Genomic DNA, 21923 nt, shown 5'->3' with positions numbered 1-21923 from the left:
CTGCGCATGCTGGTTGTGCTACCTCTCCTTGTGATTGGTCCTGTACTGATCCTGCTCCTAGGTTGGGCAGGACTTTTCACGAAGCTCTGTTGGGCTTTTCTACAACTTTTTGCGAACGCTTGGTGGTTCGTGCAGTTACTCGTGAAGGAGAACTGGTAATGGAAAGAATGTTCATTGACTTGTCCAGCGTTTGCTGGACTTCACTCTTCGCCGGCAAGGACGAAGAATTTGGCATCAAGGTTGAGCACAAGGGCAAGCAGGTGCTGGTGAATTCCGCCCAGCACGGCTACGAGAACGCGATCAACATGATCATGGGCGGCGCCAACATGAACGGCATCACGCCGAGCCGCTTCATCATCATCGAAGAAACTGGCAACTCGAAAGGCTTTCGCCAGCGAATTCTCCCTTGCTACAAGGACACCTCTGGCGACAAGCCCGATGAAGCCTACGCCCAGTTCAACCTGCTGAAGCCCATGATCAAGCAGGCTCTGATGGACGTCGGCGCCTGTGTTGTCACGCACCCGAACATGGAAGCGGACGACGTCATTGCCTACCTCACCCAGTTCCTGCCCGGCGTGATCCTGTCGAACGACGGCGACATGTCCGTACTGTGCAGCGAGCGAGTGAAGCAGTGGAAGGGTGGCAAGCTGCTGGACTCGAACCCGTTTGGCCCCTTCGAGGCGAAATACACCCGCCTCTACAAGGCACTCGTCGGCGACGACTCGGACACGTACCCGGGCGCCAAAGGCTTCGGCGACAAGGCCTTCCTGAATATGGCCATTCAGTTCGGTGATGAGGGTCTGGACGCCTTCATTGACCTTCTCAACCTAGAGGAGCGATATTACTGGAACCAAGGGAAGATCAACGGCAAGCACCTTGGCACACTGGCTGAGGACGTTGCCGAGTTCAAGCCCCTGCAGAAGGTGCTGGACAATATCGACACCGTGGTTCGGTGCTGGATGGTGGCGAAGCTCTATCCGGAGAAGATCAACACCCTGCGCATGCCTCTGCAGTGGCAGGTTGGCATGATCAAGGTTGGTCATTTCGACGAGCGTCTGCGTCCGCACGCCGGCACGGTGACGCTGGTGACGGCGGACAACTACCCGGCGATGATGGCCCGATTGCCTCAGCAATTTGCCGCGTCTCCCTTCGTGACACTGGACATCGAAACGTCGACGCCGCCTGAGTCCGATGAGTGGCTCGCCGCCGCGGCTGAGGATGTGGATGGCAAAAAGGATCTGGGTGTGGATGTGCTCGGCAGCCGGCTCACCGGCTTCTCGCTCACGTTCGGCGCCAACAACCAGCATACGATCTACGTCAGCGTCGATCACCGTGACACGAACAACATCACGGTCGAGCAGGCGCGTCAGATGGTCGATCTGATCCCGAAGAAAATCCAGCGCCCGGTCCATAACTCCAGCTTCGAACTCACCGTGCTCTTCCAGGAGTGGGGCGAGGCGTGGGCGGACAACGGCTGGCACGGCTTCCTGCCGAACATCGTCGATACCCGGATCATGTCCAACTACGTGGACGAGAACCAGTCGCAGGGCCTGAAGCAGATTTCCAAGCGGCTCACTGGCTACGAGCAGGTCACCTACGAGCAGGTCACCTCGAAGGAAGGTGAAGTCGGCACCCTGCCCGAGGGTGGCAGGGTGGTTCGAGAGTGGAACATCTACCAGACCCGGACCACTACGATCCCCAGCGAGGAGACTGGTGAGCTGATCGAGGTTGAAGTCAATGTCAAGGGTCCGGACGGCATGCCGATCGTGCTCAAGAAGATGGAGCGCCGGCAGTACAAGATGAACGAACTGACGGCCCGTGAAGTCCTTGCCTATGGCGCTGACGACACGATCTGCACGTCCGTCGCCTACTACCACTTCCGCACCATCATGGAAATCGAAGGCGTCTGGGACCTCTACAACGCCATCGAGATCAAGCCGGCTTACCTGACGGCACTCGCGTTCGTGCAAGGGACCAAGTTCTCCATGCAGCGCATGCGGGAGTTGTCTGACGCTGACGATCAGAAGTTCGACGCAGCTTGGGCCAATGTTCGTGAGTACTTGGTCAAGATCGGCTACGAGGGCACCATCTGCCCGAAGCTCACCGACCTGTCCGACTACAAGCAGGTGAAGCAGGCCTACTACCTGATCACGGGCGAAGAACTTGCCACTCAGGTGCGAACCGCGTCCAAGATCATCAAGCTGATCGAAGTCGCGGAGCACGACGACGCGCCTTTGCTGGCTCGCTTCATGACCGAAGGCAACCTTGGTCAGATCAACGACTGGATCAAATCGCGCTTCTCCGGTGAGCCTGTGCTGGACGTCAATTCGCCGAAGAAAATGCGCGAGCTCCTCTTCACCCAGATGGGGCTTCCGCTGCGTCTGGTGAATTCCTGCACGCCTACCGAGCGTGAGAAGAAGCCGGCGTTGTACGAGGCTGTCGGCCTTCACCGCAAGCTGGTGAGCGGCTCCAGCAGCGTGACCCTGACCCCTGAGCAGTGCGAACTGCTGAAGGCCAAGGCCCGCACGGACGATGTCACCATTGACTTCGCCCTGCTGGACTGCACCGAGGAGCAGCGCCCAGTACTTGAGGGCATTCAGGACATGAAGAAGGTCACCACCAAGCGTGGCCTCTTCTACCGTCCGTATCGCCACGTGCGCCACTGGAAGACTGGGCTGATCCACGCTCAGGCCAACCAGTGCGCCGCGGTAACTCGTCGGTACAGCTACAAGAAGCCGAACCTGCAGCAGCTCCCGAAGGAAGGCGAGAGCGTTCAATTCCGTTCGTGTTTCGTTCCTCACCACAAGGACGCGGTGATCATCTCCGTCGATGCGCCGGCTCAGGAAATTCGCCTGCAGGCGGGCTACTCCTTGGACCCGAACCTGCTCGCCTGCTACCTTGGCGAAGACAAGAAAGATTTCCACTCGATCACGGCATCCGGCGCTATGAAGCTGGTCTGGTCGCAGGAGGAGTACGAGAAGTGCATGGCGTACTTCGAAGGCGGGCTGCCACCTGACGACTACGCCACCTTCCGCGAACTCCTGCACGCCAAGGACGAAGCTGTCCAGCAGCTTGCCAAGGACCTGCGACGTGATTCGAAGCCGGTGAATTTCGGTTCGTCCTACGGTTGTACGGCGCCGAAGATTCAGGAACTCCTGATCTGTGACTTGGCGACGGCCACGGCCTTCCTTGAAGCCAAGTACGCGAAGTTCGCTCGCTACGAGGAGTGGAAGATCGAGGTGGGTGATCAGGTGAAGCGCGATGGCTACGTCAGCACGGCCATGGGCGGGCGCCGCCACCTGCAGGAAGTCATTCGTTCGGACAACAAGTGGGAAATCGAAGCAGCTTCCCGCCAGGCGTCCAACTTCGTGATTCAGTCTGCCGGTGCGGAGATGTTGAAGCGGGCGATGACGGTCCTGTGGGACTCTGGTGTGATGTTCCGCTGCGACGTTCGGTTCATCGCCATTGTGCATGACGAACTCGTGGTCTCGTGCCACCGCGATCACGCTGTTGAGGTGATCAAGGTGATCCACGAAGCCATGTCCCTTCCCTACACGCCGACGTTCCCAGTTCCTTTCGGTGGTTCGATCTCCCTTGGCAAGAACTTTGCCGATCAGGTCGAGGTGGGCGAGGAGTTCAATGCCGCGAAGATCAAGCGTGCCCTCGAACTCTTGTTCACCACGCCGATGCCGGCAAAGGCAATCTCCAAGGAAGTTGAAACCTACGAGGAGGCTGTACCAGCATGACACTCAAGGTTGGAGACAAGGTTCGGGTTCTCAATACTGATCAGTACGTGTCATGGCTCGCGAAAAAGCTGAAGGACAGAGTTGGCACAGTGACGCTTGTCGGGCCTGACGCTATCGGGATGTGGAAAGGGCAGGCTCACGTCAAGTTTGGACAACGTAATGGGAGGGGTAAGGAGTTCTCTCATCACTTCCTCATCAAGGAGTTGGTAAAGGAACCGGAAGCGTAGCAAACCCGGAGGGCTTCGGCCCTCCAACTCAACCATAACAAGAGGCAATAAATGCCCAAAGCTTATTACAACGAGTTCGACCCGGACGCTGCCCAATGGCTGCGGAACCTAATTCAAAGAGGGGTTATAGCCCCCGGAGATGTCGATGAACGATCTATCGAAGATGTCATGCCTAGCGATCTCGCAGGCTATACCCAAGTGCACCTGTTTGCTGGAGTTGGAGGCTGGTCCCACTCCTTGCGTCAAGCAGGTTGGAGTGACTCCCGGCCAGTGTGGACACTCTCGTGTCCCTGTCAACCTTTCTCCACGGCAGGCAAAGGAGAAGGGGCTTCTGACGAGCGGCACCTTTGGCCTGCAGCCTACTGGCTTATCGAGCAGTGCCGCCCTGCAGTCTTCTTTGGTGAGCAAGTTGAAGCAGCGCTGCGCCACTCTTGGCTCGACCTTGTTCAAAATGACGTGGAGGGCATCGGTTACGCCCTCGGGGCGGCAGGTCTCCCGGCTTGCGGCTTCGGGGCGCCGCACATCCGACAGCGACTGTACTTCGTGGCCTACGACGACCAAAAACGACGCGATCAGGTTCCCGGCTCCGGACTTCGCGCCGACGCCGAACATGACGTTGAACCATGCTGCAGCGCTGGCCCCTTGGCCGACGCCGACAGCGCAACCGGACAACAAGTCGCCGGAAGCCCACCTTGCCATGAAGCAACGGATGGGCGTTCGGGACGGAACTGGTGCCAATCGGACAGCCATCACGGACCTGCAGGTGATGGCGAAGACAGCGCTCTCCTCATGGGTGACACCCTCAGCGAGGGACTGGAAGGACACAGCGGGGATGGCATCGACGGCGACGAACCCGGACGGCAGCGAGCGGAGCAGGGTGGATCAGCTCCCGCGCCAGGCCCAACTAACGGCTTCTGGTCCGACGCCGACTGGCTCCCCTGCCGAGACGGGAAAGCGCGGCCAGTTGAATCCGGGACATTCCCGCTGGTTGATGTCTCTGCCCCCCATCTGGGACGAGGCAAGACCTCTCTGGGAGCACTGGCTCGACGCAATCGCGTCATCCGACTACGTGGTTACGGGAACGGCATCGTGAGCGAGGTTGCTGAAGGATTCATCGCCGCCGCCATGGAGGTCCTGCCATGACCCAGAGCCGTGCCATGTCCATGGTTGAGACCTTGGCCAATATCGCCATCGGGTTGGTGGTCAGCCTGATCAGCCAGCTCGTGATCTTCCACGCCTATGACGTCAAGTTGCCACTCAGTAGCAACGTCGAGATCGTCCTCTGGTTCACAGTGGTCTCGATAATCAGAAGTTATACATTAAGAAGGTTCTTCAACGCTTTGCTTCATAAGGAAAAATAAGAAATGGCAAACGCACATATTCAATTCAGCGAGCTCCGTTTCATCCTCCTCGCAGACCGGACAGAGGTTCGAGTCAAGGTCGAGCCGGCTGGCCCGATCGAGGACATCCCCTTCCAAGTTCTCGGCTGGCACTACGCCTACTTTGAGAAGGGCGTCTCCTGCCTCGACATCATGGTCAGCTGGGCCAAGGGTGAGATCAACCCGATCCTCTGGCCGACGAAGGAAGTGGAAGCATGAGCACCATCGGACAACGTGGCAAGCTTGCCGAGAAGAAGGTTGATGAGGTGCTCAAGCGCTTCAACGAGATGTATCTCGGCGTGGCCTACCACCGCTACCCAGATGCACGTTCGGCCCGCGGCTCCCTGAAGGCGCAGCCTGCTGACTACCTTGTCGCCTCGGCACCGAAGGCCTACCACCTTGAAGTCAAGGAGATGGCCCACGACTTCCGGCTGCCCAAGGACAAGATTGCTCAGCTGCCTTTGCTCAAGAAGTTCAAGCTGGCCGGCATCGACTTCGGCGTGATCATCCTTCACACGGAGACGAAGCTGTGGCGCTATGTGCCCGCCTCGCACTTCGCCGGCCCGGTGCAGCCCTCGTGGGACTGCTCTGAGTTTCCGACCTATGCGACTGCCGAGGAGGCGCTCAGGGCGACAGGGTGGTTCGGATGAGCTATGACATTGCACCTAAGCCCACTGTATTTAAAGGGAATCGCTTTCGCTCAAAGCTTGAGGCGCAGTGGGCAGTCTTCTTTGAGCTGCTGGGCATAGATTGGCAGTATGAACCAGCGACATACCCTATACATGGCGGGGGGATAACTCCTGATTTTCTGCTCAAGTTACCTAGTGGCTGGTGGTTTGTAGAGGTCAAACCGGAAGGGTTTATCGCCTCAGCAGGAAAGGCAAGATTTGCTCAGAGGTATGGGCTGCTTTGCCCCTACGTGCCAGCTAGTCTTCTTCTAGTAGAAGGTAGCCCGTACCAATCTCAGGGGTGGTTCGAGTGCTTAGATAGGGGTTGGAGGTGTGGGTCATCACGTGGGCATGTCCCATCTGAAGTTGGCAGCCCAACTTTATGGCTGGAAGTAGATAGTTTTCACTTTACTAGAGCTAAGGAGGGTACTGCGGACCTAACTAGCGTCGGCTGGAGTGATTTTGTAAGAGAGGCTGAAAGAGCCTGCTGCTATGACTTTATGCAATACCTAAGCAATTCCCAGTAGTACCAACGTCCAACAATAAGGAGTTAATAATATGGACAAAGTTTATATCACCATCACAGGTAGAGCAGGCTCAGGTAAAACTACGCTTGCTCGTGCAATCCACGCACTCTTGTGTGAGCACAACATGAGTGTGCTACATCAAGATGAAGGGATCGACGTACTGAGGAGTGACCTATACCCTTCAGCAGACACCTTGCGAGACATAAAGGTCTGTCACAACATAGTGATGCTCAACGTAGGAGAGTCACTAGGTCGAGCCCTCGAAGAGGTAAATACTCAGGACCTTAAAGCTATCCTCTACGATGCACCTGAGCTTTTCACAGACATTGTGACTGATAGAGGGTACTGACATGGGTATCAATTTCGCACCCATGCTTGCTGGCAAGGTCAAAGACACTGCCAAGCTGCTCTATCCAGTCATCGTCTCGCCGAAGCTGGATGGCATCCGCGCTGTCAGCCCGAACGGCGACGTGCTTCTCTCCCGCAAGCTCCTTCCGATCCCGAACCTACATGTGCAGGCGATGTTCGGACGCCCCGAGTTCAAGTACTACGACGGCGAGTTGATCGTCGGCGACCCCTGGGACAAGGACTGTTACAACACGACGTTCCGTGGCGTTATGAAGAAGGACGGCACGCCCGACGTCAAGTTCTACGTCTTCGATCACTTCCAGTTCTGGGGTGAGGCCTTCGGTGACCGCCTTGGCAAGTTGCCGGCCCGTCTTCCTGATGGTGTGGTGATTGTCGAGCAGCACATTGTCTATTCGGAAGCTGAGCTGCTGCGCCGCGAGCAGGAGTGGCTCGATCAGGGCTACGAGGGCTTGATGGTGCGCAGCGTCACGTCGCCCTACAAGTTCGGGCGTTCTACGGATCGCGAAGGCTTCCTGTTGAAGCTGAAGCGCTTCAGTGACGACGATTGCGAGGTCATCGGCGTCGAAGAGCTGATGAGCAACCAGAACACAGCCACCAAGGATGAGCTGGGCCGCACCAAGCGGGCGACGGATGCCGAAGGCCTGGTTCCCATGGGCACCATGGGCGCATTGCAGGTTCGGGACGTGAAGAGCGGCGTCGAGTTCAACATTGGCACCGGCTTCTCCGCTGCAGAGCGTGAAGTCATCTGGCGCCTGCACGAGTCAGGCCGGCTCATCGGCTGCTTCGGCAAGTACAAGTCCTTCAAGATCGGCGTCAAGGACAAGCCGCGCTTCCCTGTCTGGCTTGGTTTCCGTGCCAAGGAAGACATGTCATGAAGGCCACGTGGCGGAACTACGAACTGGCCGAGCTGCGCCGTCGCCTACTCCTTGTCATCGACACCGCGGAAGGGGTTCGGGACAACGTTCAGCAACTCATCAATGACGACGCTGAAGCCTATGCGGCATTGCCCTGGTGGCGGCGCTGGTTCGCCACTGACCCTTCGTGCGATGACTGGAGGGTCATGAGTGAAGACCAATGGACCCTGCTCTATGCGAAGGCAGAACTCAGAGAGCTTAAAGGTCTCCTCAACCGAATCAACACCGCCGCCGAGGGCGGTGCCTACGAAGTCACGCTGGATCATGACGAAATAGGCAAGCTCGTTTAACTGCAGCAAAGCACTGAGGCCTGCCCAACCTCAGTGCTCCAACCCGGGCACTCTTCTACTAAGGAAAAATAACAATGAAGACCATCTCTTTGATTCTCGCCGCCGTCCTCGCCGTCTCTCTGGCAGCCTGTGGCAACTCTGAACAGCCTGCAACCAAGGCCTACGCTGACGTCAATGTCATCGACCAGAACCAGGCGATCAGTCGCGACAACGCCACGGTCAATGCACGGCGCTTTGCGGCTGACGTCTATCCGAACCTGGACACCCGCGTGGCTGTGCAGTCGGACTCCTCCGTCAAGAAGGATTGCCGCTTTGGTGACGGCTGGGCCAGCGGTGAAATCTACAACGCCAAGACTGGCCAGTTGATTGATCAGATCAAGTGCCAGACCAACGGTAACGGCAAGGGTATCTACGGTTGCCTGCCCACGGGCATCTTCAAGAGCAAGGATTACGCCGCTGAAGATGGCCGTTGCAACACCGAGATCAACGCTCTCGAAAAGTTCAAGTAATCATGATGCTCCTTCACATCGGCGACCTCGTCCTCTGGGGTCTGGTCTGTGCAGCTCTCGGCGGCATGGCCGCGCTCTGGGCACGCAAGAAGATCGAGAAAGCGCTGAGTAGCTTCGGCCTCTAAGCGAACCGCCCGGCCCTTCGGGGCCGGGTCTTTGGAGCAACTATGAAGAAGTGGATTGAAGACAGGTTACTCACCCTGCTGCTGTACCTCCTTGCCGGCCCCGTGCTCCTCTTCCTTGCCTGCTGCCTTATTTACGACAGGCATGCGGAGTGGAGGCTGAAACGGAGTTACAATGCCAAACCCAAGTTAAAGGACTGAGATGAAACCCCTCCTAATCTTGAATGATCTGCACATCGGCGTGAAGCGTAGCGCCGGCACGACCCCGGCCACCCAAGTGGCCCTTCGTCAATCTATCCTGACCCGCCTGCGCGAACTGCTGGACGCCGCCTTCTGCGCCGACGAAGCCAAGGACGTCCTGATCCTTGGCGACCTCTTCGACGAGTTCACCGTCGAATTGGCCGACCTGTGGGAAACCCTAGACATCTTCGCCAGCTGGCTCAGCACATCAGGAAGTCGCCTGATACTGGTTCGAGGTAACCACGACTGGTCTCCGAAGGCCGATCGACTCTCCTCCTTTGATCTACTGGCCTCCTGCCTGCAGCGCATGTACTACGAGCAGGTCAGCATTATCCGAGAGGGCATGACGCTTATCAGCAAGCAGGTCTTCATCATCCCTCACATGCCGAACCAAGACCTGTTCGACATGGAGCTAGACAAAGCGATTGAGCTGGCTAGTTCGGTGCAGGCTGGCGTTCCCCTCTACCTCCTGACTCACTGCAACGTCCTGCCGCCCGCCTGCCACGGCCAGCGCGATCACAGCCTGAACATTGACATGGATCGGGCTGTTCAACTCACGAAGCACTTCACGATCCTGAATGCCCATGAACACCAACATCAGTTTCACAACATCGGTCGAGGTATTTATTGCCTCGGCAACCAGATTCCGACAAGTGTCGCCGACTGTATGGCGAAAGGCGCAGCGCAGAGCGACGGCATTAAGTACGCCCATGAAATCAACGATCAAGGTGTGGTTAAACACCCAGTGTGGGACGCGATCAACGAGTTCTCTCGCATTGATTGGCGTGAGTTGGACCAACCCATCGTCGATACCGTCAAGTTTGTTCGGATCGAAGGCTCGGCGCTGGCTGAAGAATCCAGCCGAGCTGTGGATGCAATCGCCCGTTTCCGAAACCAGTCCGACGCTTTCGTGGTCTCCAACGCGGTTCGTGTTGAAGGCCAGGAGGGTGTTGAAGATGCGGCGGCTGCCACCTTCGAGGGCCTCAAATCGTTTGACGTTCTCGAAGCCCTGCTCGGCGAACTCAACCCGGAAGAGCGGATGGTCATTGAACTGGTGATGAACGACGGGCCGGCACCTTCGCCGGCTGTTGCTAAGTTCCTTGAAGGAGTCGAAGCATGACTGAAAAGTTCTGCGTGGACTGTCGGCACTTTCGTAAGACGGGTCAGCACGTGATCTTTGACAAGTGTCGGAGACCTGGACCCCGTGACCTTGTTACAGGGGAGCCGTACAGCAAGCCTGCACACCTCGAGCGAATTGACGTCGATGGCAACTGTGGCGAGATGGGCACGTTCTTTGAACAGCGCCAGCCCAACGAAACCAAGCTCGGCAAGAAGCGCTTCCTGTTGTGGCTTCCTTGGGCAAACGGAGGTAACTGATGCCCTGCTGTGGCCACTCAACACCCTGGGATTCGGACCCTCGCCGCTGGGAGGCCTGCCGCCAGCAGGCAGCCAAGGTAATGATCGAGGCCGGATGGAGCAAACATGCAAGAAAGTTCGGGGAAGTTCAGCGCCGCAAGGCGTTGAAGCTCTGGGCAAACGGAGGTAACTGATATGAGTTCGTGGAAAGTAACGATGCCGAAGGGCAGCCCTGCTCCTGGCAAAGTGCAGGTCGTATGCAGCATTAAGACATCCCGGGGTTACAGAGGTGAGTTCAGTGCTGAAAAAGCTGATGAGCGCCACACGCTTGCTGCGTGGCGCCTGCTGCATGCCTCACCTGAACTGGCCGAGAAGGTCGTGGCCTTCATTGAAGCTGAGGAGGCTAAAGATGCGCCCAGTAACTGAAAAAGATTTTCGCCGGCCAGAGTTCATGGAGGCGAACCCGGACGACTACGAGTTCCGTGCTGACGGCGCCATCGTCCGCAAGGATCGGTGGGAGCAGGGCTTCCGCCGTATCGTCAATCTCGCCGGCTGCAGCAGCAGTAGTGAGTTCGAGATCGATGACATCATTGCGACGGTGGATAAAAAGCTGAACCCGCCGCTGACCATCTTGGATGACAGGGTTGTAGCTGCTGTTCGTTTTGTTAAGGGTAGCTGTTACAACGAGCACGCTCAGGAACATTTCGACACCCTTGCCTACTTTGTTGAAGCAACCATTGGCATGCCGATTGAGGAGAAACACGATGCTTAACCAACTACGCCTGACCTGCTTCCGCAAGCACGTCGATCGGGTCATTGACTTTACGAATGGCCTCAACGTGGTGCGCGGTGCCAACGAGGCCGGCAAATCAACGATGAATGAGGCCATCCTCTACGCCTTGTTCGGCTCCAAGTTGCTGCGCGAGTCCCTCGACGACACCGTCACGTGGGGCCACAAGGCAAACGCCCTCAAGGTGGAACTCGATATCATTGCAGATCGGCTCTACACCTTCAAGCGTTCGACCTCGGGCGCTGAGGTTGTGTCCGATGGCAAGGTGCTAGTCACTGGCCAGACGGAAGTCAGCGCCTTCGCGACCAACCTGCTGGGCGCCGATGGCAAATCCATCCAGCGCCTGATGTTCGCCAACCAGGGCAACCTGCGCGGTGCCTTGGAGGAGGGGCCGAAAGCGGTGGCTACCCAGATCGAAGTCCTCTGCTCGTTCGATGTCTTTGACCAGATCATCGAGCGCATGCAGGAGAAGCTGACGATCGGTTCGCCCTCCGTGCTCGAGGCCCGGCTGCGCGAGGCCGATGACCGGCTGGCCTGCTGGGTGGAGCCGGTGAAGCCTGACCTTGCCATCCTGCAGGGAGAGGCAGACGTCGCTCAGCTGCGTGCCAACAGCCGAGCCGAGGCAGCAACAGAGGCCGAACGGGAGGCCAAGGTTGCCTACTCCGCTTGGGAGAACGCCGAGAACGCGGCCCGCATGCACACCACGCTTTCGACGAACCTGCGAAAGCACGAGGAGACCTTGGCCCTGCATGAAGCCCAGCTTTCCGCCGCCGAGAAGAAGGCTGCAGATAAGCCGAACCCGGACGAGATCGAGGGCTTGAAGCGCGAACTGCGCGAGGCCGGTACCCGGGAGCAACGCCTGGCAGCCTACGCTGCACTGGCCAAGCTGAACGCTACCTACCCGGCAGCGTTCTGGGAAGGGGAGAAGGCTGGCCTCGATGCTGAGGTTGCCCGCCTAGCCGCTACCATCAAGGCGAACGAGACTGAGGCACGGACCATCGAGAAGCATGTCGCTGAGATTCAGGCTCAGGTTCGAGTCCTGCGCTCCAGGGTGATCACGACACTTGAATGCCCGACGTGCCATCAGGTGCTCGCGAACAAAGCTGCGATCGAGGCGCAGAACCTTGCCCTGGAGGCGGAAGTGGCACAGCTCGTAGCGCCGGTTGCCGCCATGAATGTGCAAGCTACTGGTTTCTGGGCTGCGGCTGTCAGTGCTGAAGCTGAGCTGAAGGAGCTCACTACGCTGAGCACACTTGCTGCTCCGTTCGAGCGGTTTGCTACAGCCTATGGCGAGTTCCTTGAGCTAGACTTCGGCTTTCACCCGCCGAAACTGTCTTGGAAGGGTGTGATTCCAGAGGCTGCTGCGAATGTCCAACAAATCAAAGACCGGCTTACTACGCTCGAACAGCAGCAGGACGCGGCCAGACGGGCGGAAGGACAGGCCGAAACCCTCCGTGCCGCCCTTCCTGACGACCGAGCAGCTGTTGAATCCAGCCGTGGGCAACTCGCCCAGTACCCAGCCGTTGCCAATGTCGACGAACTCAAGCGAGCCAGTCAAGGTGCAGCAGCCAAGGTTGAAGGCCTGAAGGCTGAAGCTGCCACGCTTCGGGATCTTTGGACTTCTGCCAACGCCAAGCTGGCCCGGGTGCAGGAGGAGTACGAGCAGGCAGCCGCCCGCGGCGACGAGCTTCGAGCCGCGGTCAAGCAGTGTTCCGCCGATCTGCAAACGCTGGCCTTCAACAACGCGCTGCTGAAAAAGGTTCGGGCCATCCGCCCTCTGGTGGCTGACCGCCTCTGGAATCAGGTGCTGGCAGCCGTTGGCACGATGTTCACCCAGATGCGCGGCGAGCCGTCGAAGGTAACCAAGACGGATGACGGCTTCCTCGTCAATGGCAAAAATACCCGGGGCCTTAGCGGTTCCACGCTGGACGTGCTGGGCCTTGCCATCCGCACCTCGCTGGTGAAAACCTTCCTGCCCCACTGCTCCTTCCTCGTCCTGGACGAGCCGGCGCAAGGGTGCGACGATGAACGAACCACGAACCTGCTCGGGTTCGTTGCTGCAGCAGGGTTCAAGCAGACCCTGCTGGTCACCCATGAATCCATCTCGGAGAGCTTTGCTGACAACCTTATAGTCATTTAGGAGCAATCATGGAGCAGAGAGATTGGGAGAACCTAGCTGAAGCACTGGCAGTAGAGGTAGTGGTTTCTGACCTCACAGACATGTTTGTTCCAGCAGTAGAAGCTAGGTGCCGAGCAGTAATGCTGGCTGTGACTAACGATGCGAGGTACCTAGACGTTCGGTACCGCATGGGCCAAGCGTTAATTGCCCTTGATGAGCTTGGTTACACAGTAGTCAAGGCGTAGTAGTTCCCATCAACGTCCTCATAAGGAAAATAATAATGGACGAAGTCAAACCGAAAGAAGAAGTTATTCCGATTGCTGGCGTTCTCACTGGCATCTGTGACCTCCCCAACGGAGGCGGAAAAGGCATTGGCATCCAGCTGGGTACCGGCCCGATGTTTGTCATGGAGCCAGAGTACGCGGACCTCCTGATAATGCAGATGGACCTCCTGCTGTCGGAACTTGAGGTGGATGAAGGCTCAGAGCCTCCTGAACCTGAAGAGCCTGATGATGGCTCTGTGCCGAGGCTACACTGATGAGCAAGTGGGATCAGCGTTTCCTAGAGCTTGCTCAAGTTGTCGCCACGTGGTCGAAAGACCCGAGCACCAAGGTGGGTGCTGTCATTGCCGACTCCAACAACCGCGTCATCAGCCTAGGCTTCAACGGGTCACCTCAAGGGGTGGATGACACCTACCTTGAACGCGAAGTGAAGCTTCTGCGCACGATCCATGCAGAGGCGAACGCCTTGCACTTCGCTCACCGTGATGTGACTGGGTGCCACCTGTTTGTTACGCACCCGCCATGCTGCCACTGCGCCGGCCACCTCATTCAGCGAGGGATTGCATCGGTCACCTTCCCGGCACCGACGCGAGACTTCCTCGATCGGTGGCTTACCAGCTACGACGCAGCGATGACGATGTTCAGCGAGGCTGGCGTACTGGTTCGGGAGGTGTCATGAGCGCGATGTCAGTACTGCTTGCTCCGATGCTGGCTGAGAAACCGAAGGTTGTTGATAAGGCAATCTCGTGGTGCTCAGCTTGCAAGGTGCATCACCCAGTCTCTGAGTTTGATGTAGCGAGGGTGAATAGGAGCGGGGTCAAGGAGTACTACTACATCTGCTCCAGGGTTCGTAATGAGCGGAGAAGGGCTGAAAGGGCGAGCAAAAACGACCTTCAGAATCGCTCCAAAATGGACGAACGCGAGCCGGCCAAGGCTTAGGCATTGGCAAACCAGAATCCCCGAGAAGCCCACTAGCAGGGCTTTTACGGGGATTTACCAAAAATAACAATAAGAAGGGCACCAAATGGAAACCCTCGATGCAATAAGCATAACCGTCAGGCTGCATGACGGGATCAGCTTCACTTCAGGTGAGAAAAAATTCAACCTAGCTCTGGTTGATGAGGAAGGTCAAGTGGTTGCGACCAGGGGTCTAGCCGATAAGGTGATGGACGCTGTAGTCGAAGCTCAGAATCAATTCTGGATTGGCAATGGGCGCATGCGTGTCATCTTCCCGTTACCAAGCTGAGCATCCGGCCCGCTTCGGCGGGCTTTTTAACGTCTGGAGTATGAAGTTATATTACGACTACTTCAGGAAGCCATAGTCGAAACGCGCGTTATGGGCGATGAACAGCCGGCCCTCCAGACGCTGCATGACATCGGCGGCCACCGCCTCGAAGGGCGGGGCATCGGCCACCATCTCGTTGCTGATGCCGGTCAGTTGCTCAATGAAGGGCGGAATCCGGGTGCCGGGATTGACCAGTTGCTGCCACTCGCGCACCGAACCGTCTTCGTCGACTTCGACAATGCCGATTTCGGTGATGCGGTCGATGGTAGCGGTAGCTCCGGTGGTTTCGAGGTCGACAAAGGCTAGGGGGCGCATGGGCGAATTTTCTCACGGCCGGCTTGCTCTATCGCTTCTTTTGCCACGAATGCACTACTGCTGGCGTAGGGCTGCCTATTGGCTGCGGTATCTGGCCCGGAGGGGTCGCAAGCGCTGAAATCTGGTGCTGTCCCCGCAATTCCCGTTGCTTCAGCCAGGCTGAAGCAACGGAAATTCAGCTTTCTACTTGAAATTGTAGAAGAGGGGAAAAACAACGCCGCGCATGTCTGGGCGAAAGCGCTGTTCCCCGATACCTGCAGGAGGGCCAAGATTTTCCTTGCGCCGTTCCCCGAGGCGGCGTTCGCCACTGCGTCTCGATTTTGCGATGGGCACAGTGTCAGGCGGGGTGCTCTCGCCAGAACCCAACAGTTCGAGCTCTTGCCGCCTTTCGCTCAGGCGTCTTTCAGCAAAATGTATCGTGTTCACAGTTCAGTTCCGTGCAGGGGGTTGGGTGGCTTCTTCGTCGGTAGTGACAAGCAATAAACGAACCGATTGCCTGCCTATTGGGCTCGACAGAGTCCATCCGGATGATTGGGCGAAATATGCATATGCACTGTCAATTTTCTCGACACCTCACCGGCTGGAAAAGCGGGTGCATGGCGACTGGAACGGGCTGGTAAATTGACGGAAAATTGTCGGCGATACCGCCGGTCTGGCCTGTTAGCCAAATGGACTATGTGGGGTGGCTCGTTAAAAAATGCACAATTGATTCTGACAAATTACCGCAGAATATTTCAAAATTGATAAATCGTTGCCGCTGGTCTTCAGGCGGTATCAACATGTGAGGCTGGTCGATGGGCTTGTTCGAGGAAACGATAACGGCTTGGGGGATTACCCATGAGGCGCTGCTGGACAAGCTGGCGGCCCCCGTTTTCGTCAAGAATCTGAACGGCCGCTATATCTACGCCAACGAGATGGCTGGCTGCATGTTGGGTCGGCCTGCTTCAGAAATCGTCGGTTGCGCTGACCATGACTTGTTCAGCAGTGAGATGGCGGTGCGGATGCTGGCTTGTGATGACAAGCTTGTGGCGAGCGGGAATAGCGCTGCCTGCGAGATTTCCTTGTCCGGCCGCGGTCATGATGGCGAACGATGCTACTGGCTAGTCAGGCAAGTGCTTCGCGACGAACACGGGCAGATTGTCGGGCTGGCCAGCGTGGCGACGGACATTACCGATCGCAAGCGGCAGGAGCTCGAACTGGTCGCGCTGAAGAACAAATTTGCCGCAACGCTGCAGGCGTTGCCGGACCTGATGTTCGAACTAGACAGCGAGGGGCGGTATCTCGATTGCCATGCGCAGCAGTCGGAATTGCTGGTGGCTTCCCCGGGTGACTTGATCGGCAAGACTGTTCATGAGGTTCTGCCGCCTGATGTGGCGGCCATTTGCATCCGCTCCTTGGGCGAAGCCATGGAAAAGGGGATATCCACCGGCTTGCAGTTCCAGCTCGATGTTCACGACGGAAGTCGCTGGTTCGAGTTGTCGGTGGCACGGAAGGCCTCCGCCGGCGACCATCTGCCGCATTTCATTGTTTTGTCACGCGATATCACCGACCGGAGAAATGCCGAGCATGCCTTGCGGGAAAGCGATTCGCTGATGCGCGCCATCGTCGACAACACCCCGGTTGAATATTGGGCCCGTGACCTCGATGGCCGCTGCATCATGGAAAACGCGCTGGTGGTCGAGCATTGGGGCAGCCTGCTGGGCAAGCGTCCGCAGGATAGCAATGTCAGCCCGGATGAATTGGCGGTCTGGCAGTACAACAACCGACGCGTCTATGAAGGCGAAGTGGTCGAGGAGGAAGTCGAATATGAGGTCGACGGCCGGAAGCGCATCTTCAACAACGTCGTCGCGCCGATCAAGGTGGATGGCCGAACCATCGGCATCGTCGGCTTCAACCAGGACATCACCGACCGCAAGCGGAACGAAGAGGAAATCCACCGCCTGGCTTTCTACGACTCGCTGACCCATCTGCCCAATCGGCGACTGATGTTCGATCGACTGGAACATGCGCTGATCGGCAGTGCGCGGCGAGCGCGCCATGGCGCCCTGTTGCTGATCGATCTGGATAATTTTAAGTTCCTCAACGACACCCACGGTCACGAGGTCGGCGACCAGTTGTTGATTGAAGTGGCCAAGCGCCTGAAAACCTGTATCCGGCAAGGCGATACCGCCGCACGGCTGGGCGGCGACGAGTTTGTGGTCATCCTTGAGGACATCGACGGAACCGGGGACGACGCCAATCAGGCCGAACTGATTGCTGGCAACATCCAGGCCCAGCTGAATCATCCCTTCAGCCTGGTCAGGGGCCCGGAAGGCTTGTCCATTGACTACCACTGCGCCTCCAGTACCGGTATTGCGCTGTTCGACGGCACGACGGTCAGCGCCAAAGAGCTGCTGCGCCGCGCCGATACGGCCATGTACCAGGCCAAGGCAGCGGGGCGCAATACCCTGCGATTCTTCGACCCCGCGATGCAGGCCGCCGTAACGCATCGGGCAGCCCTGGAGAGCGAGTTGCGCCAGGCCATCGACGGACAACAGTTCCACCTGTGTTTTCAGGTCCAGATCGATGAATCCGGACGCCCGACCGGCAGTGAGGCGCTGCTGCGTTGGGAACACCCGACCAGAGGCACGATCCCGCCAGCCAGCTTCATTCCACTCGCCGAAGAAACCGGCCTCATCGTCCCCATCGGCCAATGGGTGATGGCCACAGCCTGTCGGCAACTGGCCGCCTGGTCAAAAAAGCCGGCAACCGCCGGGCTCACCCTGGCGGTCAATGTGAGCGCCCGACAATTCAGGCAGGCCAAATTCACCGATCAGCTCAGGGATATCCTGCGCCAAACGGGCGCCCCGGCCACGCGATTGAAGCTGGAACTGACTGAAAGCATGCTGCAGGAAGACACCGAGGCAATCATTGGCCGGATGGCGGAACTCAAACAGTTGGGCATCCGCTTCTCGCTCGACGATTTCGGCACCGGCTACTCGTCCTTGGCCAATCTCAAGCGCCTTCCATTGAACCAGCTGAAGATTGACCAGTCCTTCGTGCGCGACGTACTGACCGATCCCGACGACGCCGCCATCGCTGAAACCATCGTTGCCCTGGGCAAAGGCCTCGGCCTCGAAGTCATCGCCGAAGGCGTCGAAACCGACGCCCAGTGGCGCCTCCTGGCCAATGTGGGATGCCGGAACTATCAGGGCTACCTGTTCGGCCGCCCCCTGCCGCTGGTGGAGTTCGAGCAATTCCTGCAAGGTTGTGATACCGGCGCAAACGATGCGATGGTCGATATTCCGGCTTGAGTCCATCGCCGGGCATCCTCTTGCCAATGCAGCAAACCGGCCGGGGCAGTAGCTGAACCTGGCCCATGCCCGGGAAAACCAATGGCAGACCAAGTGCCGCGCTGGCCCCAATCAGGGTTGGCTATCCTTTGCCGAGGCCTTGTTCGAGCGATCGGTGAAAAACAGCGCTAGCCGCAAAGCCGCGACGCAGCCAAAAGAAGCCCCAAGAATTGCCGCCCAGGACCATTCCGGGAAGAGGTAGGCGCCCAAGGCGGCCAGGGTAAGGAAGATTAGGGCGAAAAACATTTTGAAATATTGTCCCTGTTGATTTGTTCATACGAAAACCGAGCCCGACCCGTTTAGCGCCGTCATCGCCGGAAGCTGGCCTCAGGCGAGGCTTTCCAGTCATTCCGCTTGGCTGACGGGCGGGGTGGTGGTGAATGGTAATCCCCCCATTTTTAGCAGCAGTCAGAAGTAGAGTGGGCTAAAAGTGCTGACTTCTGTTTCGGGGTAATGCCACCGAGCGCCATGTTGGGGCGCTCGTGATTGTAGGTCCACATCCAGTCGGTGGCATAGTTCTGCACCTCTTCGATCGACTCGAACAGATAGTGGCTGAGCCAGTCGTAGCGGACCGTCCGGTTGTAGCGTTCGATGTAGGCGTTCTGCTGCGGGTTACCGGGCTGGATGTGATCCAGCCGGATGCCTCTGCGTTCCGCCCAGGCGACAAAGGTCCCGCTGATGTACTCCGGGCCGTTGTCGCTGCGAATGAATCGCCCCGGATTTGATGGAGGCTCTAACTCTTGAGAAGATAGAGCCATGAAGAAGTCAGTTAAGTTCTCCCCCGAATTTCGTGAGCGCGCCGTGCGCATGGTTATCGAATGCCGTGCCGATCATCCTTCCCTGTGGTCCGCCGTTGAATCCATCGGCGCCAAGATCGGTTGCACGCCGCAGACGCTGCTCACCTGGGTGCGTCAGCACGAACGAGATAGTGGTCAGCGTGAAGGGCCGACCACGGCAGACCAGAAGCGCGTCAAGGAACTGGAGCGCGAGGTCAAGGAGTTGCGCAAGGCCAACGAGATCCTCAAGCTTGCCAGCGCGTTTTTCGCCCAGGCGGAGCTCGACCGCCGATTCAAATCCTGAGAGCGTTCGTCGACAAGCATCGTGATGCCTTCGGGGTCGAGCCGATCTGCAGGCAATTGCAGATTGCCCGTAACCGTCCGGCCACCACCGTCTTTCCGAGTTAATCGGAATCAGGCTGCAGCAGCGTGATGCTCGGTCTTGGCGATCCGCTCGGCGACACGCCAAGGCAGCAGGTCGTCGAGTTCGCTGATTCGGTAATCAGCAATTCGCTCAATGACGAAACGCAGATAGGCTTCCGGGTCGAGGTCGTTGAGTTTCGCTGAGCCGACCAGGCTGTAAATCGCGGCAGCGCGATCACCACCGGCATCAGAACCCGCAAACAGGAAATTCTTGCGTCCAAGCGCCACCGCCCGTAGCGCCCGTTCAGCCGCATTGTTGTCGATCTCGATGCGCCCATCCGAGGCATAGCGGATCAGTGCCTGCCAATGATTCAAGGCGTAGCCGATGGCATCCGCCAGGCCGGATTTCTTTGAGAGTTGTCGTCGCGTGTCCAGTAACCAGGCATGGAGTTCTTCGAGGATAGGCTTGGCCTGTTCCCGTCCTTTGAGCCTGACATCTGGCGGTTGTCCGCGAACCTTGCTTTCAATCGTATACAAGGCTGCGATTCGTTTGAGTGCCTCGGCGGCAATCGGTGAGCCTTGGGCCTGGTGAATCTCGAAGAACTTGCGGCGGGCGTGGGCCCAGCATGCGGCTTCCAGAATGTCACCCGTGGCATACAAAGCATCGAAACCGGCAAAGGCATCGGCTTGCAGAATCCCCTTGAAGGATTTTAGGTGGCTCTGCGGATGCTCGCCCTTGCGATTTGGTGAGTAGGCAAACCAGACGGCGGGCGGCATGTCGTTCCCGGCCGGCCGATCATCGCGGACATAGGTCCATAACCGCCCGGTCTTGGTCTTGCCATCGCCCGGGGCGAGCACCGGCACCGGCGTATCGTCGGCATGCAGCTTCTCGCCGGCCAGCACGTGGTGACGCAGCCGTTCCAGCAAGGGGCGCAGCAGCGCTGAACATTGCCCGACCCATTCGGCCAGGGTCGAGCGTTCCAGATCAACGCCTTCCCGAGCATAAATACCGCTCTGCCGATACAAAGGCAGGTGATCGCAATATTTGGCGACCAGCACATGGGCCAGCAATCCAGACCCTGCCATGCCTCGGGCAATCGGCCGACTGGGTGCCAGTGCCTGAACGATGGTGTCGCAACGGCCACAAGCCAGCTTCGGCCGAACATGGCGAATAACCCGGAAGCTGGCAGGTACGTAGTCGAGTACTTCCGAGACATCCTCACCCAGCGGCTTGAGATGACCGCCGCAGTCCGGGCAGCAGGCGTGCTCAGGCAGATGAACCACGGTGTCGTGTGGCAAGTGATCCGGCAGTGGTTTGCGGACTGGTTTGCCGGGGACTTCTTCGGCCGGGGTGATTTCCGGGATGCCGGCCCGTTCCGCTTTGCCGGTTTCGAGTTCTTCCAGCGCCAGTTCGAGTTGCCCGACCATCTCGTCGATCTTCTCGGAGCTCTGGCCGAACTGCATACGACGCAGCTTGGCGATGATCAGTTTGAGATGCTCGATTTCTGCTTGCTGGGCGACCACCATGGCTTGCAAGGTCGTGGTGTCGCGGGGCAGAGGAGCGCTGTTCATGCGGCGAGTTTACGCGAATAGCCCACGGGTGAACAGCCCCGCCAGCCAAGGTTTTCCAGCTTTCTTATGCGGCCCGTTCCGGTTGCCCGGTGCGACTCGGGCGACGCCAGTCGATGCCCTCCAGAAGCATGGAAAGTTGGGCGCCTGAGAGGTGCACCGAGCCCTCGCTGGCCTGTGGCCAGATGAAGCGGTCGCGCTCCAGGCGCTTGGCAAAAAGGCAGAGGCCATCGCCATCCCACCAGAGCAGTTTGACCAGATCACCGCGGCGACCGCGAAAGACAAAGACGTGACCGGCAAAGGGATCGGCGGCGAGTTTCTCCTGAACGATGCTGGCCAGACCATCAAAGCCGCGACGCATGTCGGTCAAGCCGGCGGCGAGCCAGATCCGGGTGCCGCTGGGTAGCCCGATCATCGCTGCTGCAGCGCCGCGAGAACCAGCCGCAGCACCTCGGCGTCAGGGCGGCCTTCGATGCGAACGCGAACTTGCCCGAACTCAATCGTCAGACACCCTGTGCTGGCAGAGCTGCTGGCTGCCGGCAACTGATCGCTGACCATCAGCGGCGTGAGGGTGACCGGCAACAGCGCTGGCTTCACTTCGGGCAGCAGTCCCTCACGGTAGATCTTGCGCCACAAAAATACCTGGTTGGCGTTGACACCGTGTTTGCGGGCAATCTGTGCAACCGAGGCACCTGGCTGCAGCGTTTCTTCAACGATCGCTCGCTTCTGCGCCAACGGGTGATGCC

At 58.3% G+C, this 21923-nt stretch carries 22 protein-coding genes, 4 pseudogenes and 1 other annotated feature; of the genes and pseudogenes, 21 read left to right on the top strand and 5 right to left on the bottom strand.

Annotation, left to right across the window (positions count from 1 at the left end; translation table 11 throughout):
* The first annotated feature begins 158 nt into the window (after window positions 1-158).
* The 19 genes from KI617_RS10375 to KI617_RS10290 all read left to right on the top strand — a co-directional run bounded on the left by KI617_RS10375 (window position 159) and on the right by KI617_RS10290 (window position 14783).
* Complete coding sequence (locus tag KI617_RS10375) at window positions 159-3746, top strand: DNA polymerase (RefSeq protein WP_226446045.1); 3588 nt, start codon at window positions 159-161, stop codon at window positions 3744-3746.
* Window positions 3743-3973, top strand: coding sequence for an SH3 domain-containing protein (locus KI617_RS10370; RefSeq protein ID WP_226446044.1), 231 nt, complete (start codon window positions 3743-3745; stop codon window positions 3971-3973). The genes KI617_RS10375 and KI617_RS10370 overlap by 4 nt, the downstream gene beginning before the upstream one ends.
* 51 nt (window positions 3974-4024) lie before the next feature.
* Window positions 4025-5116, top strand: a complete 1092-nt coding sequence (locus KI617_RS20540) for a DNA cytosine methyltransferase (protein ID WP_404826701.1) — start codon at window positions 4025-4027, stop codon at window positions 5114-5116.
* Window positions 5113-5334, top strand: a complete 222-nt coding sequence (locus tag KI617_RS10360) for a DUF7220 family protein (protein WP_226446043.1) — start codon at window positions 5113-5115, stop codon at window positions 5332-5334. The genes KI617_RS20540 and KI617_RS10360 overlap by 4 nt, the downstream gene beginning before the upstream one ends.
* A 3-nt stretch (window positions 5335-5337) precedes the next feature.
* The gene (locus KI617_RS10355; protein WP_226446042.1) at window positions 5338-5571 is read left to right on the top strand and encodes a hypothetical protein; all 234 of its coding nucleotides are present in this window, start codon (window positions 5338-5340) and stop codon (window positions 5569-5571) included.
* On the top strand, window positions 5568-6002 hold the full coding sequence (locus KI617_RS10350; protein WP_226446041.1) for a hypothetical protein: 435 nt from the start codon (window positions 5568-5570) through the stop codon (window positions 6000-6002). Before KI617_RS10355 ends, KI617_RS10350 begins: the two co-directional genes overlap by 4 nt.
* Window positions 6003-6897: 895 nt before the next feature.
* Complete coding sequence (locus tag KI617_RS10345; RefSeq protein ID WP_226446040.1) at window positions 6898-7791, top strand: ATP-dependent DNA ligase; 894 nt, start codon at window positions 6898-6900, stop codon at window positions 7789-7791.
* Window positions 7788-8120 (top strand): hypothetical protein, encoded by a 333-nt coding sequence (locus KI617_RS10340; RefSeq protein ID WP_226446039.1) that lies wholly within the window; start codon window positions 7788-7790, stop codon window positions 8118-8120. Before KI617_RS10345 ends, KI617_RS10340 begins: the two co-directional genes overlap by 4 nt.
* Before the next feature lie 74 nt (window positions 8121-8194).
* On the top strand, window positions 8195-8629 hold the full coding sequence (locus tag KI617_RS10335; protein ID WP_226446037.1) for a hypothetical protein: 435 nt from the start codon (window positions 8195-8197) through the stop codon (window positions 8627-8629).
* A gap of 2 nt (window positions 8630-8631) precedes the next feature.
* Window positions 8632-8754, top strand: a complete 123-nt coding sequence (locus KI617_RS20350) for a hypothetical protein (RefSeq protein ID WP_264180003.1) — start codon at window positions 8632-8634, stop codon at window positions 8752-8754.
* A 42-nt stretch (window positions 8755-8796) separates the two neighbouring features.
* Window positions 8797-8952: a hypothetical protein gene (locus KI617_RS10330; protein ID WP_226446036.1), complete on the top strand. Its 156-nt coding sequence runs from the start codon at window positions 8797-8799 to the stop codon at window positions 8950-8952.
* A 19-nt stretch (window positions 8953-8971) separates the two neighbouring features.
* Window positions 8972-10111: a metallophosphoesterase gene (locus KI617_RS10325; RefSeq protein WP_264180002.1), complete on the top strand. Its 1140-nt coding sequence runs from the start codon at window positions 8972-8974 to the stop codon at window positions 10109-10111.
* Complete coding sequence (locus KI617_RS10320) at window positions 10108-10368, top strand: hypothetical protein (RefSeq protein WP_226446034.1); 261 nt, start codon at window positions 10108-10110, stop codon at window positions 10366-10368. Before KI617_RS10325 ends, KI617_RS10320 begins: the two co-directional genes overlap by 4 nt.
* A gap of 174 nt (window positions 10369-10542) precedes the next feature.
* Window positions 10543-10773, top strand: a complete 231-nt coding sequence (locus tag KI617_RS10315) for a hypothetical protein (RefSeq protein ID WP_226446033.1) — start codon at window positions 10543-10545, stop codon at window positions 10771-10773.
* Window positions 10757-11119: a hypothetical protein gene (locus KI617_RS10310; RefSeq protein WP_226446032.1), complete on the top strand. Its 363-nt coding sequence runs from the start codon at window positions 10757-10759 to the stop codon at window positions 11117-11119. The genes KI617_RS10315 and KI617_RS10310 overlap by 17 nt, the downstream gene beginning before the upstream one ends.
* On the top strand, window positions 11112-13277 hold the full coding sequence (locus KI617_RS10305; protein ID WP_226446031.1) for an AAA family ATPase: 2166 nt from the start codon (window positions 11112-11114) through the stop codon (window positions 13275-13277). Before KI617_RS10310 ends, KI617_RS10305 begins: the two co-directional genes overlap by 8 nt.
* Window positions 13278-13536: 259 nt before the next feature.
* Window positions 13537-13794, top strand: coding sequence for a hypothetical protein (locus tag KI617_RS10300; RefSeq protein ID WP_226446030.1), 258 nt, complete (start codon window positions 13537-13539; stop codon window positions 13792-13794).
* Complete coding sequence (locus KI617_RS10295) at window positions 13794-14216, top strand: deoxycytidylate deaminase (protein ID WP_226446029.1); 423 nt, start codon at window positions 13794-13796, stop codon at window positions 14214-14216. Before KI617_RS10300 ends, KI617_RS10295 begins: the two co-directional genes overlap by 1 nt.
* Window positions 14217-14561: 345 nt before the next feature.
* Complete coding sequence (locus KI617_RS10290) at window positions 14562-14783, top strand: hypothetical protein (RefSeq protein WP_226446027.1); 222 nt, start codon at window positions 14562-14564, stop codon at window positions 14781-14783.
* A gap of 60 nt (window positions 14784-14843) precedes the next feature.
* On the opposite strand, the pseudogene KI617_RS10285 reads toward KI617_RS10290, so the two are convergent.
* Window positions 14844-15137 (bottom strand): annotated as a pseudogene (locus KI617_RS10285) (3'-5' exonuclease); the annotation flags it as partial.
* 794 nt (window positions 15138-15931) lie between these two features.
* On the opposite strand from KI617_RS10285, the gene KI617_RS10280 reads away from it, so the two are divergent.
* Window positions 15932-18430: a sensor domain-containing protein gene (locus tag KI617_RS10280; protein ID WP_226446025.1), complete on the top strand. Its 2499-nt coding sequence runs from the start codon at window positions 15932-15934 to the stop codon at window positions 18428-18430.
* A 437-nt stretch (window positions 18431-18867) separates the two neighbouring features.
* Here the strand turns inward: KI617_RS10280 and KI617_RS10275 are convergent.
* Window positions 18868-19176 (bottom strand): annotated as a pseudogene (locus KI617_RS10275) (transposase); the annotation flags it as partial.
* Window positions 19177-19225: 49 nt separating this feature from the next.
* Here KI617_RS10275 and KI617_RS10270 point away from each other — a divergent pair.
* A pseudogene (locus KI617_RS10270) lies at window positions 19226-19617 on the top strand (transposase); the annotation flags it as partial.
* Window positions 19504-19619, top strand: a sequence feature (AL1L pseudoknot). Its footprint overlaps the pseudogene before it by 114 nt.
* A gap of 40 nt (window positions 19620-19659) precedes the next feature.
* Here the strand turns inward: KI617_RS10270 and tnpC are convergent.
* The 3 genes and pseudogenes from tnpC to tnpA all read right to left on the bottom strand — a co-directional run.
* Complete coding sequence (gene tnpC / locus KI617_RS10265; RefSeq protein ID WP_226446024.1) at window positions 19660-21180, bottom strand: IS66 family transposase; 1521 nt, start codon at window positions 21178-21180, stop codon at window positions 19660-19662.
* Between the two features lie 64 nt (window positions 21181-21244).
* Window positions 21245-21592 carry an IS66 family insertion sequence element accessory protein TnpB gene (gene tnpB, locus KI617_RS10260; protein WP_226446023.1) on the bottom strand — a complete coding sequence of 116 codons (348 nt, stop codon included), beginning with the start codon at window positions 21590-21592 and terminating at the stop codon, window positions 21245-21247.
* Window positions 21589-21903 (bottom strand): annotated as a pseudogene (gene tnpA / locus KI617_RS20535) (IS66-like element accessory protein TnpA); the annotation flags it as partial. The gene tnpB and the pseudogene tnpA, both read right to left, overlap by 4 nt.
* Between the last annotated feature and the right edge of the window lie 20 nt (window positions 21904-21923).

Source organism: Ferribacterium limneticum, assembly GCF_020510625.1.
Classification (GTDB): domain Bacteria; phylum Pseudomonadota; class Gammaproteobacteria; order Burkholderiales; family Rhodocyclaceae; genus Azonexus; species Azonexus limneticus_A.
Note: the sequence above shows the minus strand (reverse complement) of the source record. Positions and strands in the feature narration are given on the sequence as shown.

Coding starts and splice junctions, on each gene's coding strand:
- KI617_RS10375 (WP_226446045.1), top strand. CDS start 159: ATGGAAAGAATGTTCATTGACTTGTCCAGCGTTTGCTGGACTTCACTC.
- KI617_RS10370 (WP_226446044.1), top strand. CDS start 3,743: ATGACACTCAAGGTTGGAGACAAGGTTCGGGTTCTCAATACTGATCAG.
- KI617_RS20540 (WP_404826701.1), top strand. CDS start 4,025: ATGCCCAAAGCTTATTACAACGAGTTCGACCCGGACGCTGCCCAATGG.
- KI617_RS10360 (WP_226446043.1), top strand. CDS start 5,113: ATGACCCAGAGCCGTGCCATGTCCATGGTTGAGACCTTGGCCAATATC.
- KI617_RS10355 (WP_226446042.1), top strand. CDS start 5,338: ATGGCAAACGCACATATTCAATTCAGCGAGCTCCGTTTCATCCTCCTC.
- KI617_RS10350 (WP_226446041.1), top strand. CDS start 5,568: ATGAGCACCATCGGACAACGTGGCAAGCTTGCCGAGAAGAAGGTTGAT.
- KI617_RS10345 (WP_226446040.1), top strand. CDS start 6,898: ATGGGTATCAATTTCGCACCCATGCTTGCTGGCAAGGTCAAAGACACT.
- KI617_RS10340 (WP_226446039.1), top strand. CDS start 7,788: ATGAAGGCCACGTGGCGGAACTACGAACTGGCCGAGCTGCGCCGTCGC.
- KI617_RS10335 (WP_226446037.1), top strand. CDS start 8,195: ATGAAGACCATCTCTTTGATTCTCGCCGCCGTCCTCGCCGTCTCTCTG.
- KI617_RS20350 (WP_264180003.1), top strand. CDS start 8,632: ATGATGCTCCTTCACATCGGCGACCTCGTCCTCTGGGGTCTGGTCTGT.
- KI617_RS10330 (WP_226446036.1), top strand. CDS start 8,797: ATGAAGAAGTGGATTGAAGACAGGTTACTCACCCTGCTGCTGTACCTC.
- KI617_RS10320 (WP_226446034.1), top strand. CDS start 10,108: ATGACTGAAAAGTTCTGCGTGGACTGTCGGCACTTTCGTAAGACGGGT.
- KI617_RS10315 (WP_226446033.1), top strand. CDS start 10,543: ATGAGTTCGTGGAAAGTAACGATGCCGAAGGGCAGCCCTGCTCCTGGC.
- KI617_RS10310 (WP_226446032.1), top strand. CDS start 10,757: ATGCGCCCAGTAACTGAAAAAGATTTTCGCCGGCCAGAGTTCATGGAG.
- KI617_RS10305 (WP_226446031.1), top strand. CDS start 11,112: ATGCTTAACCAACTACGCCTGACCTGCTTCCGCAAGCACGTCGATCGG.
- KI617_RS10300 (WP_226446030.1), top strand. CDS start 13,537: ATGGACGAAGTCAAACCGAAAGAAGAAGTTATTCCGATTGCTGGCGTT.
- KI617_RS10295 (WP_226446029.1), top strand. CDS start 13,794: ATGAGCAAGTGGGATCAGCGTTTCCTAGAGCTTGCTCAAGTTGTCGCC.
- KI617_RS10290 (WP_226446027.1), top strand. CDS start 14,562: ATGGAAACCCTCGATGCAATAAGCATAACCGTCAGGCTGCATGACGGG.
- KI617_RS10280 (WP_226446025.1), top strand. CDS start 15,932: ATGGGCTTGTTCGAGGAAACGATAACGGCTTGGGGGATTACCCATGAG.
- tnpC (WP_226446024.1), bottom strand. CDS start 21,180: ATGAACAGCGCTCCTCTGCCCCGCGACACCACGACCTTGCAAGCCATG.
- tnpB (WP_226446023.1), bottom strand. CDS start 21,592: ATGATCGGGCTACCCAGCGGCACCCGGATCTGGCTCGCCGCCGGCTTG.